Below are 14,686 nucleotides of genomic sequence, written 5' to 3' on the forward strand. Positions count from 1 at the left end.
CGCCGAGGGTCACAGATTCCTTGATCTGTGCGGCGTGTCGTGGGACGGTGATCGCTGATATCGGCCACGCGGTGCGTGGCCCGGAGGATCTGAAGAAGTTGATCACCGACTTCCGCTCGACCCGGACCGGACTGACTTACAGCCACCTCAGGTCGTACGACGGTGGCGAGCACGGCGTCTCGGTCTGGAACGCCGAGCGGCGAGACTTCCACGTCGGTGGCATCGGCGTCTTCGACTTCACGCCGGAGGGAAAGATCGGCCACGTCTACTCCGTCACCGGAGAACGTGCCTTCGGCTGAGACGAGGAGCGGGATGAAGCGAGCGGAACGGCTGTACGCGCTCGTCGATCATCTGCGTGCGCGATCACCTCGTACGGCATCCGCCACGGCTCTGGCGGAGGCCTTCGAGGTGACGCCCCGCACAATCGGGCGTGACATCCTGGCGTTGCAGAAGGCAGGCGTACCGATCTATGCCGACCAGGGCCGGACCGGCGGGTACGCGATCAGCCGCGAGTTCTCGCTGCTGCCGCTCCAGCTCACGGGCGCGGAGGCACTCGCGCCGGCGACCGGCCCGGCGATGCTCGCCGGCTCACCGTTGCAGGCCTCGGCCCGCAGCGCCCGGGACAAGATCATCTCCGCATTGCCGGAGGCCCGGCACCGCGAGGCGATCCGTCTCTTGTCGCGCACCTATGTCATCGGTGATGATCAGCATCGCGAGTCCGGCGAGCTCCTGGAACGCGCGGTCGTCGGGGGCACCGTGCTGACGATCAGCTACCGATCGTCCACGGGTGAGGAATCGGATCGGGAGATCGAGCCGCTGGGTCTGCTGCGCGGTGACGATCACTGGTACCTGGTCGGCTGGTGCCGGCTGCGCAAAGGCGTCCGCGGTTTCCGGACTGATCGGATCGTGGCTGTCGAGGCGACGGGGGAGACGGCGCCACACCGGCCGGAGAGTCTGCTGGCCGATGATCTTGCCCGCTGGTCCGCCCGTCGACTCGACTGCTGACCCGGCGGCTCTTAACCGGATGCGCTGACCCGTTCAGCGGCGTACGGTCGCGGGAGTGGACGATCTGTCAGCACCTGGACACGAGGAGACAACGGCGATGAAGCGAATCTAGCCGGCACCCGACAGCGGGGCCGGCGGAAGGAGCTTCACCATGGCTATCAGCCGTTTCTACCGGCGTCGGTTCCTGAACCGGCGCGGATTCCATGCGGGCGCGTACGTGCTCGCAGACTGTCGCGTGCTCACCGAGCGCGTCAGGGACGGGAACCGCCGCTATGTCGACGCGGAACTGACCATCGCCGATTGTTCGCGCGTCGTCAGCCTCGACCTCAGTGCCTACTCCGAGGCCGATGCCCGCAACAGCCTCTACAAGGCGCGACTGCTGCGGGCGATCATCGACGACTTCACCGACACCTTCGAGGATGCTCTCCACGAGGCCTATCCGGATCTCAAGTGATCGAGGGAGCGAGTACTCTCCGCGACACGCCGCCCAGATCGATGATTATGTGACCCCTCGTCAGAAGAGGCTTTGTTTGGCGACTCGTCTGGCGAGCCAGTTGGCGAGCAGGATCAAAACCAGTGAGATGACGGACTTGAAGAGTCCGATCGCAGTCGCGTACGAGTATTGCGGGATCTGGGATTGGAAGGCGATCTGGTAGGAATAGGTGTCAAGGACCTGCGACACGGCGAGGTTGTTGGGGTTCTGCAGGAGCAGGACCTTTTCGAAGCCGCTGTTGAGGAGTTGGCCCATGTTGAGGATCAGCAGGGTGACCGTGACCGGCAGGATGCCGGGGAGGTCGATGTGCCAGATCCGGCGCAGGATGCTGGCGCCGTCGACGCGGGCGGCTTCGTGGAGTTCTGGGTCGACGCCGGCAAGGGCCGCCAGGAAGATGATCGAGGAGTAGCCGAGGGTCTGCCAGGCGCCGGACCAGACGTAGGTGTGGCGGAAGGCGCCGGCGCTGAGGAAGTCGACGGGGTGGCCGAAGATCGCGGAGATGGGTTGGTTGACCACGCCGGTCGTAGTCGAGAAGAGCATCAGGATGATGCCGACCAGGACGACGGTGGAGACGAAGTAGGGCGCGTAGGTGATCAGCTGGACGGCCTTCTTGAATCGCTGGTTGCGCAGCGAGTTCATCAACAGTGCGAGCACGATCGGCAGCGGGAAGAGCGCCAGGAGTGCGTAGACGTTGAGGACCAGGGTGTTCTTGATCACCGGCCAGAACAGGTAGGAGTGGAAGAACTGGCTGATGTAGGTGAGGCCGGCCCAGGGGCTGCCGGTGATGCCGAGGGTGATGTTGTAGTTCTTGAAGGCCAGGATCAGTCCGTACATCGGCCAGTACAGGAAGATGATCGAGAAGATCAGCGGCGGTAGCAGTAGGACGTAGAGCTGCCAGGAGCGCCGCATCCGCAGGCCCAGCCGGCGGCTGGGCCTGCGGCCGGGCTTCGGATCGGATTGGAGCCGGTCGGAGTTGGATCCGCCGGAGTTGGATCCGTCTGATTGGTCGATCTTCACAGTGGTCGAGGTCATTTGAGTGATCCGATCAGTGCGCCCTTGACGAAGTGTTTCTGGACGAACGGGTAGGCGACCAGGGGTGGGATCATCGCGACCACGATCATGGCGTATTTGAGTTTGTCGAAGAGTTCCTGGCGTTTGAGGATCTCGGCGACGTCGGCGCCGCCGATCATGGCCGGGTTGACAGCACTCTGGGACAGCAGTTCCCGCAGCACCAGTTGCAGTGGCATGAGGCTTTGGTCGCTGGTGTAGAGGAAGGCGTTGAACCAACCGTTCCATTGGGTGATGCCGTAGAAGAGCAGGTTGACCGCGATGATCGGCTTGCTCAACGGGAGGGCGATCCGGAAGAAGAACCGGAAGTCGTCGGCGCCGTCGACCTTGGCCGCCTCGAGCATCTCGCCGGGGATGTTCATCTGGTAGAAGGTGCGGGTGATGATCACGTTGAACACGCTCATCGCGCCGGGCAGGATGACCGCCCAGCGGGTGTTCAGCAGCCCCAGTTCCCGGACCACGATGTAGGTCGGCACGATGCCGGCCGACACCAGGGTCGGGATCAGGAAGAAGAACGTGATCACCCGCCGGAACGGCAGGTCGTCCCGCGACGACGCATAACCGGCCAACACCGTCAACGCCGTGCCGAGCAGGGCCCCGCCGATCGTGTAGACGGCGGAGTTGGCGAACCCGATCAACAGATTGGGCGACTGCACGATCGTCTTGTACGCGTCCAGCGTCGGCCCGACCGGCCACAGGTAGACGCTGTTGTCGGCGATCGCCTTCGCACTGGAGAAGGAGGCGCTGATCACATAGACCATCGGATACAGCACCATCAGCGTGAAGACGATCAACACCGAGTAGTTGACGACGTAGTAGGCGCGGTCGCCGCGCGTGTCTCTGATCCGCACGTCACTTGGGCCTTGAGTCGTAGGCCTTCTGGTAGATGTCCAGATAGCTTTGGAGGTTCATGGCTTTGAAGGAGTCGACATAGGCGTTCCAGTCGGCGTCGTTGTCGATGTTCTTCTTGCCAAGGGCGAAGTTGGACATGCCTTGTTTGACGGCCTGGGAGATCGAGGTCGCGGTGTCCGCGACCTGCGAAGTGGAGGCGTCGGGGATGATCAGCGGCGGCAACTGCATCTCCTTCGGCTCGGCGAACTTGGAGTAGGTCTTGCCGGCGGCATACAGTCCGGCCTCGTAGGTCGGTGCCTTGGGATCGACCTGCTGGCCACCGCGGAAGTCCCGGGACCGATACATCGTCGAGTACTGGTTCCACGACTCACCGGCCGGAGCCGGCCACTGGATGTCCCGCCAGAGTGCACTGCCACCGTCGATCCCGGAGGCGCTCTTGTCACCCCAGAACCAGTTCTTCTGGTAGATGCCGTCGTACTGCCACATGATCGCCTGCAGGTCCATCTGGTAGTCCGACCACTGCACCAGGGTCCCGGGATCCTTGCAGGCATTGGTGATCTGCAGGCCGGTCGTGGCGTAGCCGTAGTAGTCCCACTGAGCGGTGGCCTGGCCGGACGGCCCCTTCAGCGGCGGAACCGGCACGTAGTCACGCCATGGTGCGTTCTTGTCCAGGGTGACCGGGTTGAAGATCGAGCCCCACCAGTAGAAGCGGCCGAAACCGACCAGGCCCTTGTTGCCGGCGGTCTGCAACTCGGTGTCGGTCATCGAGAAGACCTGAGACGTCAGGGTCCCGTCCTTGTTCAACTGGCGGAGATACTGCAACGCCTGCCGCCACTCGTCCTTGTTCGGCGCGAACTCGACCTTGCCGTTGTTCAGCCGCAGCCATCCTCCATTCGGGCTCCCGTTGGAATCGGTCCCGTAGGAGGTGTAGAGGAACGGCTGCATGAAGTACGAATCGAGCGGGTTGTTCACACCGGCCACGAAGGGCAGGAACCCGCTCTTCTTCGACGGGTTCTTGTTCTTGAACTCCAACAACACCTGCCGCAGATCATCGGTCGAGGCCGGCATCGACCCGCCGACCGCGTCCAGATACTTCTTGTTGATCCAGGCCCGGCCATTGCTGCTCTGACAGTGGTAGCAGTCGTTGACGCCCAACATCTGATGCAGCTTGCCGTTACTGGAAGCCTTCAAGCTCCGCAGATCCGGATAGTCCTTCATCGCCGACTGTGTCCGCGGCGCATAGTGGGAGATCAGATCATCCAACTCGACGAACAGGCCCTGCTGGCCGTACAACGACACCTGCGCCTGGGTGAAGGGGATCCCCATGAACGCATCCGGCAGATCACCACCCGACAACATCGCATTGATCTTCGTCAGATCATTGCCACCGTTCGGGTCGGTGATCAGCACCTCCTGGAACTGGACCTTCACGCCGGTCAGCTTCTCGAACCAGGCGGTGGTCTTGTTCTTGTTCCAATCGCCCACCACGGTGGTGTCCTGCGGCACCACGATCTTGAACGTCGTCTTCCCGTCGCCGAACGGCTTGCTCACCGTCGCATGCGGACCGACATACCCATCCTTGTAGGTAGGCCCGTCCGCGATCTCAGCTCCGATCTTCACCGGAGCACCGGTCGGCTTCGACCCACTGCTGCCACCCGAACCACCGCTGGAGCTACACGCGCTCAGCAGCGGCAACCCACCGATCGCCCCGATCCCCGCAGCGCCGACCCCTAGCAGCGCCCGCCGGGAGATCCGCGAAGTTCCTCCGGTCATAGTTCCCTCTCCTCATCGAGTGAGATCGTGCGACGCGATCCCCATGACAGATGATCCGATGAATCCGTCATCTGCGCAAGAGAGTAGGGAGATATTTTCAGGGTGGGCCACCGACCTGCGGGGCAGTGGCGGGTGCGTGATCAACTCGTAATTGTCCTTGTAACAGGCGTAAATCAGCCGAATCCGGCTGATCGGTTCCTCGTGTCGGCGCTGGACACGGAGTTGACCGCCTGTCATGATGAAGCGCGCCAGAGGTCCTATGTTTGGGGCTCCTCGGATCGAGAGGCTCACTGATGACCTTGTCGACGACGCTCACCGACTCCGCGATCGTCAAGCTCAAGCAGATGATCGTCAGTGGTGAGCTGGTGCCGGGGGACCGGCTCCCGCGGGAGGCCGACCTGGCTGAGCGTCTCGGGCTGTCCCGCAACTCGTTGCGCGAAGCGGTCAAGGGGCTGTCCCTGGTCGGCGTGCTGGACGTCCGCCAGGGCGACGGCACCTACGTAGCCAGCCTCGACTCGCAGATGCTGATCGGACGGATGGCCTTCGTCGTCGACTTCCATCGCGACGACGAGGTGCTGGACTTTCTCCAGGTGCGTCGCATCCTCGAGCCGGCGGCCAGCGCGATCGCCGGCCTCCGGCTGACCGATGCCGAGATCGACGCGCTCGATGCCCATCTGGACCAGCTGGGCGCCGATCCGAGCGTCGACGAGTTGGTGGCCTCGGACCTGGAGTTCCACCGGATGATCGTCGCCGGCTCCCGGAATCCAGTGTTGATCTCGCTTCTGGACAGCCTCGCCGGACCGATCCAGCGGGCCCGGCTGTGGCGCGGCAGTACCGAGCCCAATGCCTGGGCGCGGACGACCGAGGAGCACCGGACGATCGTGAAGGCGTTGCGGTCCCGCATCCCCGAGGTGGTCAGTGCGGCAGTGACCAGTCACATCTTCGGCGTCGAACACTGGCTGGCCGGCGCACCGCCGGACATTCGACGACGGATCAACCCCGGTGGCCGGTGATCACCGGCAGTAGGCTCGTCGGCACGGAGTCGACGTCGACGATGGGAAGTCAGGAATCGGGATGAGCACATCCACCACGACAACGCGACCACCGCTGCGCGCCGAGGAGATGGATGCCTGGGACCGGGACGGCTTCCACATCCAGCGCAGTCTTTTCGGCGCGGACGAGGTGGGTGCGATCCGGGACCGCTTCGACCGGATCGCCGAACACGGTGAGCCGATCGCCGGTCACTGGGAGCCTGAGCCGGCGACCGGGACCGGGACCGATGACATCCTTGCCCGGTACCCGCGGGTGATGCATCCGCATGATTTCGACCCGCCCAGCAAAGCGGTACTGCTTGATCCCCGGGTGCACCGGATCCTGGTGCAGCTCATGGGCGACGAGGTGCTGGCCTGTCAGACGATGTTCTACTTCAAGCCGCCCGGCGCTCGTGGGCAGGCCTTCCACCAGGACAACTACTACCTGTTGGTGCAGCCCTACACCTGTATCGCAGCCTGGTTGGCGGTGGATCGGTCCTGGCCCGACAATGGCGGGCTGATGGTCGCGCCGGGCACTCACCGCAATGAACTGGAGTGCCCCGAGGGCGCCGACCTCACCCAAAGCTTCACCGACGACTATGTCGCTCCGCCGACCGAGCCGGTCGGTCTTGATCTTGCTCCGGGCGACGTGTTGTTCTTCACCGGCTCGGTGATCCACGGGTCCGGTCCCAACACCACGTCCGACAGTTGGCGGCGATCCTTCATCAGTCACTACCTGCCGGCGAAGGCCACTCACATCGGTGGCTGGTATCTACCGCACGTGTACGACTTCGCAGGCAACCCGGTCACGAGGGAGACCACGGCCTGGGGCGGTCCGTGCGGTGAGGACAGCCCCAGATTCCGCGGCTTCCACTAGCTCGGGATCAATACGCGACCGAGATGTGTTCGCGATGGCGCTCGCCGGCGTCGACGACATCCAGGATCGCCAGCGCGAAGTCCTGGCCGGACAGCTCCGACTTGCCGTTCTCGGTGAACAGTGCGACTTCGCCGCCGAGGCGGTACTTGCCGGTCTTCTCCCCCGGAGCATAGCTGCCGTACGCGCCGGCCGGGCTGAAGAACAGCCAGTCCAGTTCCTCGGGCGCCTCGCTGGTGATCCAGACCCTGAAGGACTCCATCTCCAGCGCCTCGTCACGGAACTGCTCGGGAATGTCACCCTCGGTAAAGCGCGGCCGGTCGGCCGCAGGGCGTAGCGAGGAGAATCCTCCGACCACGACGAGCCGGGCGCCGGCTTTGGCGGCTGCAGCCGCGTAGCCCTTGTACAGCCCCGCCACCTTGCCCGCCAGCTCGCCTCGGGGCGACAGGGTGGCGATCACCACGTCCGCGCGATCGATGATCCGGGTCGCGTCAGCGGCATCCCCGTGCTCGTACCGGACACCGGGAACCGGGGGTTCGGCTCGTTGCGGCTCCAGGAAACCACGGTGTGGCCACGATCGACCGCCTCACTGGCCAGATGCGCGCCGGTGTAGCCGGTGCCACCGATGATCGCGATGCTCGACATGGCCTCTCCTCTGTTCCTGATCTTGTGTGTTGATCTTGCTGATTGATCTTGCTTGTTGATCTTGGTGTCAGCGCCAGCCGAGGGCGGGCGCGACGTCTTTGAGGATCGTTTCGAGTACGTGGACGTTGTAGTCGACGCCGAGTTGGTTGGGCACGGTCAACAGCACCGTGTCCGCTGTCGCGATCGCCTCGTCGCCGGCCAGCAGATCGACCAGCACGTCCGGCTCGCCGGTGAACGAACGGCCGAAGACCGCCCTGGTCTTGTCGTCGATCCAGCCGACCTGGTCCTGGTCTCCTGTGTCGTCGCCGAAATAGGCGCGATCCTCATCGGTCACCAGCGGCAGGATCGAACGACTGACCGAGACCCGTGGCTCGCGGTCGTGCCCGGCCTCCTTCCAGGCGGCACGGAAGGCCTCGATCTGCTTGCGTTGTTGGACATGCAGCGGCTCGCCGGTCTCGTCGTCCTTGAGCGTCGAGCTCTGCAGATTCATGCCCTTCTCCGCCGCCCACTGGGCAGTCCGGTCCGAACCTGCACCCCACCAGATCCGTTCCCGGAGCCCCTCGCTATAGGGCTCCAGGCGCAGCGGGCCGGGCGGGTTGGCAAACATCGGCCGCGGATTCGGTTCGGCGAACCCCTCGCCCTTGAGCACCTCGAGGAACACCTCGGTGTGCCGGCGCGCCATCTCCTGCTCATCGCTGCCTTCGGCAGGCTGGAAGCCGAAATAGCGCCAGCCGTCGATGACCTGCTCGGGCGATCCCCGGCTGATCCCCAGCTGCAACCGGCCACCCGAGATGAGGTCGGCGGCGCCGGCCGTCTCGGCCATGTAGAGCGGATTCTCGTACCGCATGTCGATGACGCCGGTTCCGACCTCGATCTTCGAGGTCCGGGCGCCGATCGCGGCCAGCAGCGGGAACGGCGAAGCGAGTTGACGGGCGAAGTGGTGGACCCGGAAGTAGGCGCCATCCACCTCGAGCTCCTCGGCCGCCCCGGCCAGCTCGATCGACTGCAGCAGGGCGTCCGCGCCGGTCCGGGTCTTGGAGTACGGCGAGGGGGTCCAATGTCCGAAGGACAGGAATCCGATCGACTTCACAGCCCCATCAACGTACGCCGCCCAGAATCATTCCCGCAGAATCATTCCCCCCAGAATCATCCGGGCGGTATTCGCTCCGCGGCGCTAACTGCCGGCGAGACGGGCGATCAGTCCCAGATGATCCGTTCCCGAGACCCGGAAGGTGTTGATCGAGAGAGCGGTCAGCCGGCTGTTGACCAGGACATGGTCGATCCCGATCAGCGGTGGCACCAGCCGGATATCGGCGGGAAAGGTCGGCATCCAGCCGGCGCCGGTGATGTCGGTCGCGGAGACGAAGCCGTGGGCGTACATCGCCCGCATCGGTCCATGATCGTCGATGGCGTTGAAATCGCCGGCGATCACCTCCGGAGCGTTGTCGAGCTGTTCGGCGCGTTGCAGCAGAGCGGCGTGTTCGCTGCTCCATCGCTGACCGCCGCACTGGGGATTGCACGGATGGGCGGCGATCACATTCAGCCGGCCGATCCCCGGGATGGTGGTGCTTGCGGTCCACTGCTGGTTGGTCGAGCGCAGCGGGCTGGCGTTGGTGAGCGGGTAGCGGGACAAGATCATCGACTGGTTTCCGCTGGTGATGGCGGATGGGACCGTGTAGGGGAAGCGGCCGCCCAGCTCGGAGCGTACCGAGCCGAACGCCTGCGGAGTGACCTCGACGAGCACCACCAGATCGGCCGAAGCCGCCTCGCTGCTGAGCTGGACCGGATCGGCGCCGCCCCACTTCATGTTCAGACTGATCATGGTGAAGGCCGGGCTGGTGATCGGACGGGGATCCGGGATGAACTGGGGCGCGATCCAGCTCACCTGCAACGCCAGCAGGAGCGCGCTGATCAAGGTCAGGACGGCGATCGCGAGCCGTCGCCGGGCGCGGACGAGCGCGACGCCGAGGAAGATCACGGCGATCAGATCGGCGGGCAGACCGTACGGGATGAACGAGGCAGTCATCGCCGTCGCGTCGTCGTTGGGTGGTACCAGGTAGAGGAACGCGGCCCCGATGCCCGGGATCAGTGCGACCAGTCCGACACCGAACCACAGGGACTGGAAGCGGCGAGGCTCCGGAACGGTCCAGATCCGCGCCCAGTGATCAGCCGGCGTCATCGGCCTCGCCGGGCGAGGTGGGGATTGCGGCGCGTCATCCTGATCTCGGTCGGATACGGCGGGAATTCGGCGGCCCGGGACTCGCCGGCCTCTGTCCAGCCCAACTCGGAGTAGAAGGTACGGGCGCTGTGATTGGCCTCCAGCACCCACAGCCCGATCTGGGTCGTGGCCGGATCGGCGAACAACTCGTCCTCGGCGGCCGAGAGCAGGGCCGTACCGACGCCCTGGCGCTGGAACTGCTCGGCGACTCCGAGGTGGTGGATGGTCTGCTCCCCGTAGCACGCGTAGCCGGCCGGCTCGCCGCCGACTTCGGCGACCAGGGTCATCCGCCGGCGGTCGTCGAGGACTGCCTGCCATCGCAGCCGGACCTGATCGGTCGGATACGGATGCTGCTCGGGCGGGAAGATGTGGCCCAGCCGGGACAGACTCGCCGACTGCTCCAGACCGGTCAGCAGCTCTTCCTCACCCGGACGGCCGAAGCGCAGGCGTACGGGACTTCTCGGGTCCTGGTCGGGCAGGTGGTAGCGGTCCCAGACGCTCCGCAACTCGTCGCTGATCCGGTCGGCGCGGGTCTGCCGCCCCGACCGGAGCGCCGTCGTCGACTTCTGTATGCACCAGGCCTCGGCCTGGTCCTGCGGTGTGGCGATCAGGAGTCCGTCCCCGCCCGGCCTGATCAGGGTGACGTCGGCCAGGTCGAACCGGTGCCGGTGGAAGGGGTTGATGACCTCGACGTCGTCGCCGGATCGGATCAGCCGCGGGTGCAGCCCGAGTCGCCAGCCGAAGACCAGGACCAGAACGGCCAGCCCGCAAATGATCGCCAGGACGGGCAGCTGCTGCCCGCCGAAAGCCGTCACTCCGGTGACCAGGCTGATCGCTGCGGCAGCGGGGATGGCAAGGCCGACGATCACCATCAGCACCACCACCACCATCAACGTACCGCGGGAACACCGCCAGGTCTGCGACCCCGTCGGGGCATCGGCGATGGCGTGGGCGCCGACTGTCCGGGGGGCACCGGTGGCCCCCGCGTGGGCGCCCGTCGTCGCCGATGGGGTCCTGATCGCGGTCATCTGTGGTATCGGGTCTCGTTGTCGATCGTGCGCAGTCGATCGTGCGCGGGTCGGGCAATGCTGAACGCGCTGTCGGGGGAGACGGGGCGCACCACAACGCTACCAACCTTCCCCCCGGCGACCATGATCATCGGCCTTGGCGAGCCGTGCTCCGGCCGACTGTTATCCCCAGGCTGCAGGCGGTCTCGAAGCGTCGTCCACAGATCTGTCGCGGCCTGAACCAGAGGGCCTGTTCATTCTTAGGTTCTTAGTGTGTCGGGTCTGGATCAGGGAGCGGAGTCGCGCCGTCGGGCCGAGGACCAGCTGGCCCGGTTGCTCGGTACGGAGCCGCGCCACGCGGGACAGGATGGGTTTCCGGACGAGGACGGGTTCCAGAACTCGTCCGGAGCCCTGGAGGACGACGACTGGTCGGACTCGGACGTCGGGCCGGTCGTTCGGCCGGAGCTCACCGCTGCGAGGACCACTCGGTCTGCGGACACCGGCGGTGTGATCCGGCGGTTCTGGGAGGAGCGCTTCGGCGGCTGGGCGTTCGGCCCGCCCCAACTGGTCGTGATCGTCGTGATCGTGCTGCTCGGTCTCGGTTTGGTGGGGTGGTCGGTGTTGCGGGCCAGGCCGGTTGCGCTCGCCTCGGGAACGGGAGTCGGTGGCTCGGCGGCGCCGACGCCGGCGGTGACCGAGGGCGCGCAGTCGGCCTCGACGCCCTCGTCTCCCCATGCTCCGGCGCCGCCCACCGCCGAGACCACGACTCCATCGCCGACATCGTCGTCGGCCGCCCCGGTGATCAAGGTCCACGTCCTGGGCGCCGTCAAACACCCCGGTGTCGTCACGCTGGCTGTCGGAGCGCGGGTGCAGGATGCACTCGATCGAGCGGGTGGGGTCACCAAGGCCGCCGACCTGGGCGATCTCAACCTCGCTCAGCCGATCGCTGATGGTCAGCAGATCTACATCGCCCACGACGGCGGCCAGAGTCAGGTCCGCGACCCCGTCACGGTCCCGGCAGGCGGTGGCGCCGTGAGCCCCGGCTCCGATCCGACGGCCGCCACCGGGTCCGGGTCCTCCGGCGCGACCGCCGGAAGTGCGGCTGCTCCGGTCAACCTCAACACTGCAACGGTCGACGAACTCGACGAGCTGCCGGGTGTCGGTCCGGTGACTGCCCAGAAGATCATCGACTGGCGCGCCCAGCACGGCCGGTTCGATTCGACCGAGCAGTTGCAGGAGGTCGACGGCATCGGCCCGAAGACGTACGCCGACCTGGCGTCGATGGTGACTGTCTGATGGCCGGCACGCGGGCCGCGGGAGGCGACCAGTTGGAGGATTCCGCCGAGCAGGATCGCAGCGGTCGCGAGCCCACCGATCTCCGGCTGGCACCGCTCGCTCTGGCCGGCTGGGCGGGTGCCTGGCTGAGCACTTCGGGTCAGCACTGGTGGCTGCCGGTCGGAGCCGCCGCGACGCTGGTGGTGCTACTCCTGGCCGGACTGGCGAGATCGTGGTGGGCGGTGGCGACCGCGGTGATGTTGGCCGGGACCCTGATCATCGGCTGGGCGCAGGTCGGGATGCTGCAACGGTCCGCGGTGGCCCACATCGCCGCGACCGACACCATCGCCACCACTGAGCTGGCGCTGGTCGACGATCCACAACTCCAGCCGGCCGAAGGGATCAGACCTGCCTATCTCACGGTCCGGGGGCAGGTGCTGGTGATCAGTGGCCGCGGCCGGACCTGGCGCGAACGCGCCCCGGTACTGCTGACCGCCAGCGGTGACCAGGTCCCGACCTGGCGGGTGCTCACTGCCGGGACTCGCGTGCGGGTCACCCTGCGACTGGAGGCGACCGGCCCGGGTGCAGACTTCGCGGCCGTCGCCCGGGCCGGAAGCGCGCCGGTCATCCTCGGTCGGCCCGGCGTTGCAGACCGTGAGGTGGAACGCGTCCGGGCGGGCCTGCGGGCAGCGGTGTCCGGAGGGGCTCCTGAGGCGCGGGCGCTGGTGCCGTCCTTGGTCCTGGGCGACACCTCGGCAATCACCGACTCGATCAAGGACGATTTCCTGACCACCGGCCTGACCCATCTGACCGCGGTGTCGGGCGCCAATCTCGCACTGATGCTGGCGTTCCTGGTCGTGCTGGCCCGATGGATCGGCGTCCGCGGCTGGTGGCTCCGCGTGATCGGGCTGGCCGGGGTGGTGATGTTCGTCGGGCTCTGCCGGACCGAGCCGTCGGTCCTCCGGGCGGCCGCGATGGGCCTGGTGGCACTGGTCGCGTTGGGAATGTCCGGCCGCTCGGCCGGGATGCGGAGCCTCTTCGTCGCCATGGCGGTGCTGGTGGTCGCCGATCCGTGGCTCGGCCGATCACTGGGGTTCGGGCTCTCCGTCGCCGCCAGTGGCGGGATCGTGTGGTGGGCGCGGCGCTGGGCCGCGGTGCTGCACGGCTGGCTCCCTCCGGTCCTCGCCGAGACTGTCGCCGTGCCGCTGTCGGCACACCTGGCGACACTGCCGATCGCCACTGCGATCTCCGGCCAGGTGAGCATGATCGGCATCGTCACCAACGCCGTTGCCGAGCCGTTCGTCGGACCGGCGACGATCCTGGGCTTCAGTGCGGCAGGACTCTCGATGGTCAGCCCGTTCCTTGCTGCGCTGGCCGGCCGGCTGGCCTGCTGGTCGGCCCAACCACTGCTGTGGACGGCCCACTTCGGCGCCGATCTGCCCGGAGCGTCCTGGAGCTGGCCGGCCGGAGCGCTGCCGATCGTGCTGCTCGGTGCGATCTGCCTGGCACTCGCCCTTGCCATGCCGTACGTGCTGGCCAGGCCGTGGCTGGCCGGGGCACTCGCGGCGTTGATGATCATCGCGATCATCAGGGCGCCGGCCCAACCGGGTTGGCCGCCGAAAAGTTGGCTGCTGGTCGTCTGTGACGTCGGGCAGGGAGACGGCATGGCCGTCAGCACCGGCCGCGGCCAGGCGGTCGTGATCGACTCCGGGCCCGATCCGAAGCCGATGCGGACCTGCCTGGACCAGCTGGGTATCCGCACAGTGCCGCTGTTGATCTTCACCCATTACCACGAAGATCATGTCGGCGGACTGGCCGGAGTACTTGCCGGCCGCAGGGTGGAGCGGATCTGGGCCTCTCCGTACGAGTCTCCACCGGGCGGCTCGCAGGACGTGCACGCCGCGGCCGCCCGGCTGCACATTCCGATCGCGGTCCCGCCCGTCGGCACGACCACCACGATCGGCCCGGCCGAGATCCAGGTGCTGGGACCGGTCGACCGCCGACCGACACCGTTGGTCGCGGAGGAGGGCCAGTCGTCGATGGAGAACAACCTCAGTATCGCCACCATGATCACGATTGATGGTGAGCGGCTGCTGCTGACCGGTGACGAAGAACCGGAGGAGCAGGAACAGGTGCTCGACTCCGGCGCCGATCTGCACGCCGACGTGCTGAAGGTGCCGCACCACGGGTCATCACGTCAGGACCCTGACTTCATCGCCGCCACTCACGCCACGGTGGCGATCGCCAGTGCGGGCCTGCACAACGACTACGGCCACCCCGCGCCGAAGACCATGCAGCTGCTGCGCTCCGACGGCATGACCACGCTGTGCACCTGCTGGAGCGGCTCGGTCGCGGTGATCAAGACGTCCGGCGGCATCGGCGTCGTCACCCAGCACCAGGCGACCCAGTGACCACCAGGCCGGACAGGGATCGGCAGACCCAGCC

General features: G+C 66.4%; 15 protein-coding genes. 7 read left to right on the forward strand and 8 right to left on the reverse strand.

The genetic code is table 11. The features are described from left to right. The first annotated feature begins 47 nt into the window (after nucleotides 1–47). The 3 genes from IEY07_RS10510 to IEY07_RS10520 all read left to right on the forward strand — a co-directional run bounded on the left by IEY07_RS10510 (nucleotide 48) and on the right by IEY07_RS10520 (nucleotide 1,459). Nucleotides 48–299: a hypothetical protein gene (locus IEY07_RS10510; protein WP_188895235.1), complete on the forward strand. Its 252-nt coding sequence runs from the start codon at nucleotides 48–50 to the stop codon at nucleotides 297–299. A 13-nt stretch (nucleotides 300–312) separates the two neighbouring features. Continuing rightward, nucleotides 313–1,005 carry a helix-turn-helix transcriptional regulator gene (locus tag IEY07_RS10515; protein ID WP_188895236.1) on the forward strand — a complete coding sequence of 231 codons (693 nt, stop codon included), beginning with the start codon at nucleotides 313–315 and terminating at the stop codon, nucleotides 1,003–1,005. A gap of 151 nt (nucleotides 1,006–1,156) precedes the next feature. Then, nucleotides 1,157–1,459 carry a hypothetical protein gene (locus tag IEY07_RS10520; RefSeq protein ID WP_188895237.1) on the forward strand — a complete coding sequence of 101 codons (303 nt, stop codon included), beginning with the start codon at nucleotides 1,157–1,159 and terminating at the stop codon, nucleotides 1,457–1,459. A 60-nt stretch (nucleotides 1,460–1,519) separates the two neighbouring features. On the opposite strand, the gene IEY07_RS10525 is transcribed toward IEY07_RS10520, so the two are convergent. The 3 genes from IEY07_RS10525 to IEY07_RS10535 are packed head-to-tail and all read right to left on the reverse strand — an operon-like array spanning nucleotide 1,520 to nucleotide 5,191. Further along, nucleotides 1,520–2,530, reverse strand: a complete 1,011-nt coding sequence (locus tag IEY07_RS10525; RefSeq protein ID WP_188895238.1) for an ABC transporter permease — start codon at nucleotides 2,528–2,530, stop codon at nucleotides 1,520–1,522. Next, entirely contained in the window at nucleotides 2,527–3,417 is an 891-nt protein-coding gene (locus tag IEY07_RS10530; protein ID WP_229669940.1) for a carbohydrate ABC transporter permease, read from the reverse strand. The genes IEY07_RS10525 and IEY07_RS10530 overlap by 4 nt, the downstream gene beginning before the upstream one ends. 1 nt (nucleotide 3,418) lies before the next feature. Beyond that, the gene (locus IEY07_RS10535; protein WP_188895240.1) at nucleotides 3,419–5,191 is read right to left on the reverse strand and encodes a type 2 periplasmic-binding domain-containing protein; all 1,773 of its coding nucleotides are present in this window, start codon (nucleotides 5,189–5,191) and stop codon (nucleotides 3,419–3,421) included. 293 nt (nucleotides 5,192–5,484) lie between these two features. Here IEY07_RS10535 and IEY07_RS10540 point away from each other — a divergent pair, with 293 nt between their 5' ends. Beyond that, the gene (locus tag IEY07_RS10540; RefSeq protein ID WP_188895242.1) at nucleotides 5,485–6,204 is read left to right on the forward strand and encodes a FadR/GntR family transcriptional regulator; all 720 of its coding nucleotides are present in this window, start codon (nucleotides 5,485–5,487) and stop codon (nucleotides 6,202–6,204) included. A 61-nt stretch (nucleotides 6,205–6,265) separates the two neighbouring features. Next, nucleotides 6,266–7,099, forward strand: a complete 834-nt coding sequence (locus IEY07_RS10545) for a phytanoyl-CoA dioxygenase family protein (protein WP_229669941.1) — start codon at nucleotides 6,266–6,268, stop codon at nucleotides 7,097–7,099. Nucleotides 7,100–7,106: 7 nt separating this feature from the next. Here the strand turns inward: IEY07_RS10545 and IEY07_RS10550 are convergent, their stop codons facing one another. From IEY07_RS10550 to IEY07_RS10565, 5 genes are all read right to left on the reverse strand, one after another. After that, a complete protein-coding gene (locus IEY07_RS10550; protein ID WP_229669942.1) occupies nucleotides 7,107–7,559 on the reverse strand; it encodes an NAD(P)-dependent oxidoreductase in 453 nt (150 codons plus the stop codon). Beyond that, nucleotides 7,553–7,741, reverse strand: a complete 189-nt coding sequence (locus tag IEY07_RS24105; protein ID WP_229669943.1) for an NAD-dependent epimerase/dehydratase family protein — start codon at nucleotides 7,739–7,741, stop codon at nucleotides 7,553–7,555. The genes IEY07_RS10550 and IEY07_RS24105 overlap by 7 nt, the downstream gene beginning before the upstream one ends. Before the next feature lie 67 nt (nucleotides 7,742–7,808). Next, the gene (locus tag IEY07_RS10555; RefSeq protein ID WP_188895244.1) at nucleotides 7,809–8,831 is read right to left on the reverse strand and encodes an LLM class flavin-dependent oxidoreductase; all 1,023 of its coding nucleotides are present in this window, start codon (nucleotides 8,829–8,831) and stop codon (nucleotides 7,809–7,811) included. 84 nt (nucleotides 8,832–8,915) lie between these two features. Continuing rightward, a complete protein-coding gene (locus IEY07_RS10560) occupies nucleotides 8,916–9,920 on the reverse strand; it encodes an endonuclease/exonuclease/phosphatase family protein (protein WP_188895246.1) in 1,005 nt (334 codons plus the stop codon). Further along, entirely contained in the window at nucleotides 9,917–10,987 is a 1,071-nt protein-coding gene (locus tag IEY07_RS10565) for a GNAT family N-acetyltransferase (RefSeq protein WP_188895248.1), read from the reverse strand. The genes IEY07_RS10560 and IEY07_RS10565 overlap by 4 nt, the downstream gene beginning before the upstream one ends. Nucleotides 10,988–11,239: 252 nt before the next feature. Here IEY07_RS10565 and IEY07_RS10570 point away from each other — a divergent pair, with 252 nt between their 5' ends. Beyond that, the gene (locus IEY07_RS10570) at nucleotides 11,240–12,262 is read left to right on the forward strand and encodes a helix-hairpin-helix domain-containing protein (protein WP_188895250.1); all 1,023 of its coding nucleotides are present in this window, start codon (nucleotides 11,240–11,242) and stop codon (nucleotides 12,260–12,262) included. Further along, the gene (locus IEY07_RS10575) at nucleotides 12,262–14,652 is read left to right on the forward strand and encodes a ComEC/Rec2 family competence protein (protein ID WP_188895252.1); all 2,391 of its coding nucleotides are present in this window, start codon (nucleotides 12,262–12,264) and stop codon (nucleotides 14,650–14,652) included. Before IEY07_RS10570 ends, IEY07_RS10575 begins: the two co-directional genes overlap by 1 nt. Nucleotides 14,653–14,686 lie beyond the last annotated feature (34 nt).

The sequence above is a fragment of the Microlunatus endophyticus genome (assembly GCF_014646195.1).
In the GTDB taxonomy this organism is placed as follows: domain Bacteria; phylum Actinomycetota; class Actinomycetes; order Propionibacteriales; family Propionibacteriaceae; genus Microlunatus; species Microlunatus endophyticus.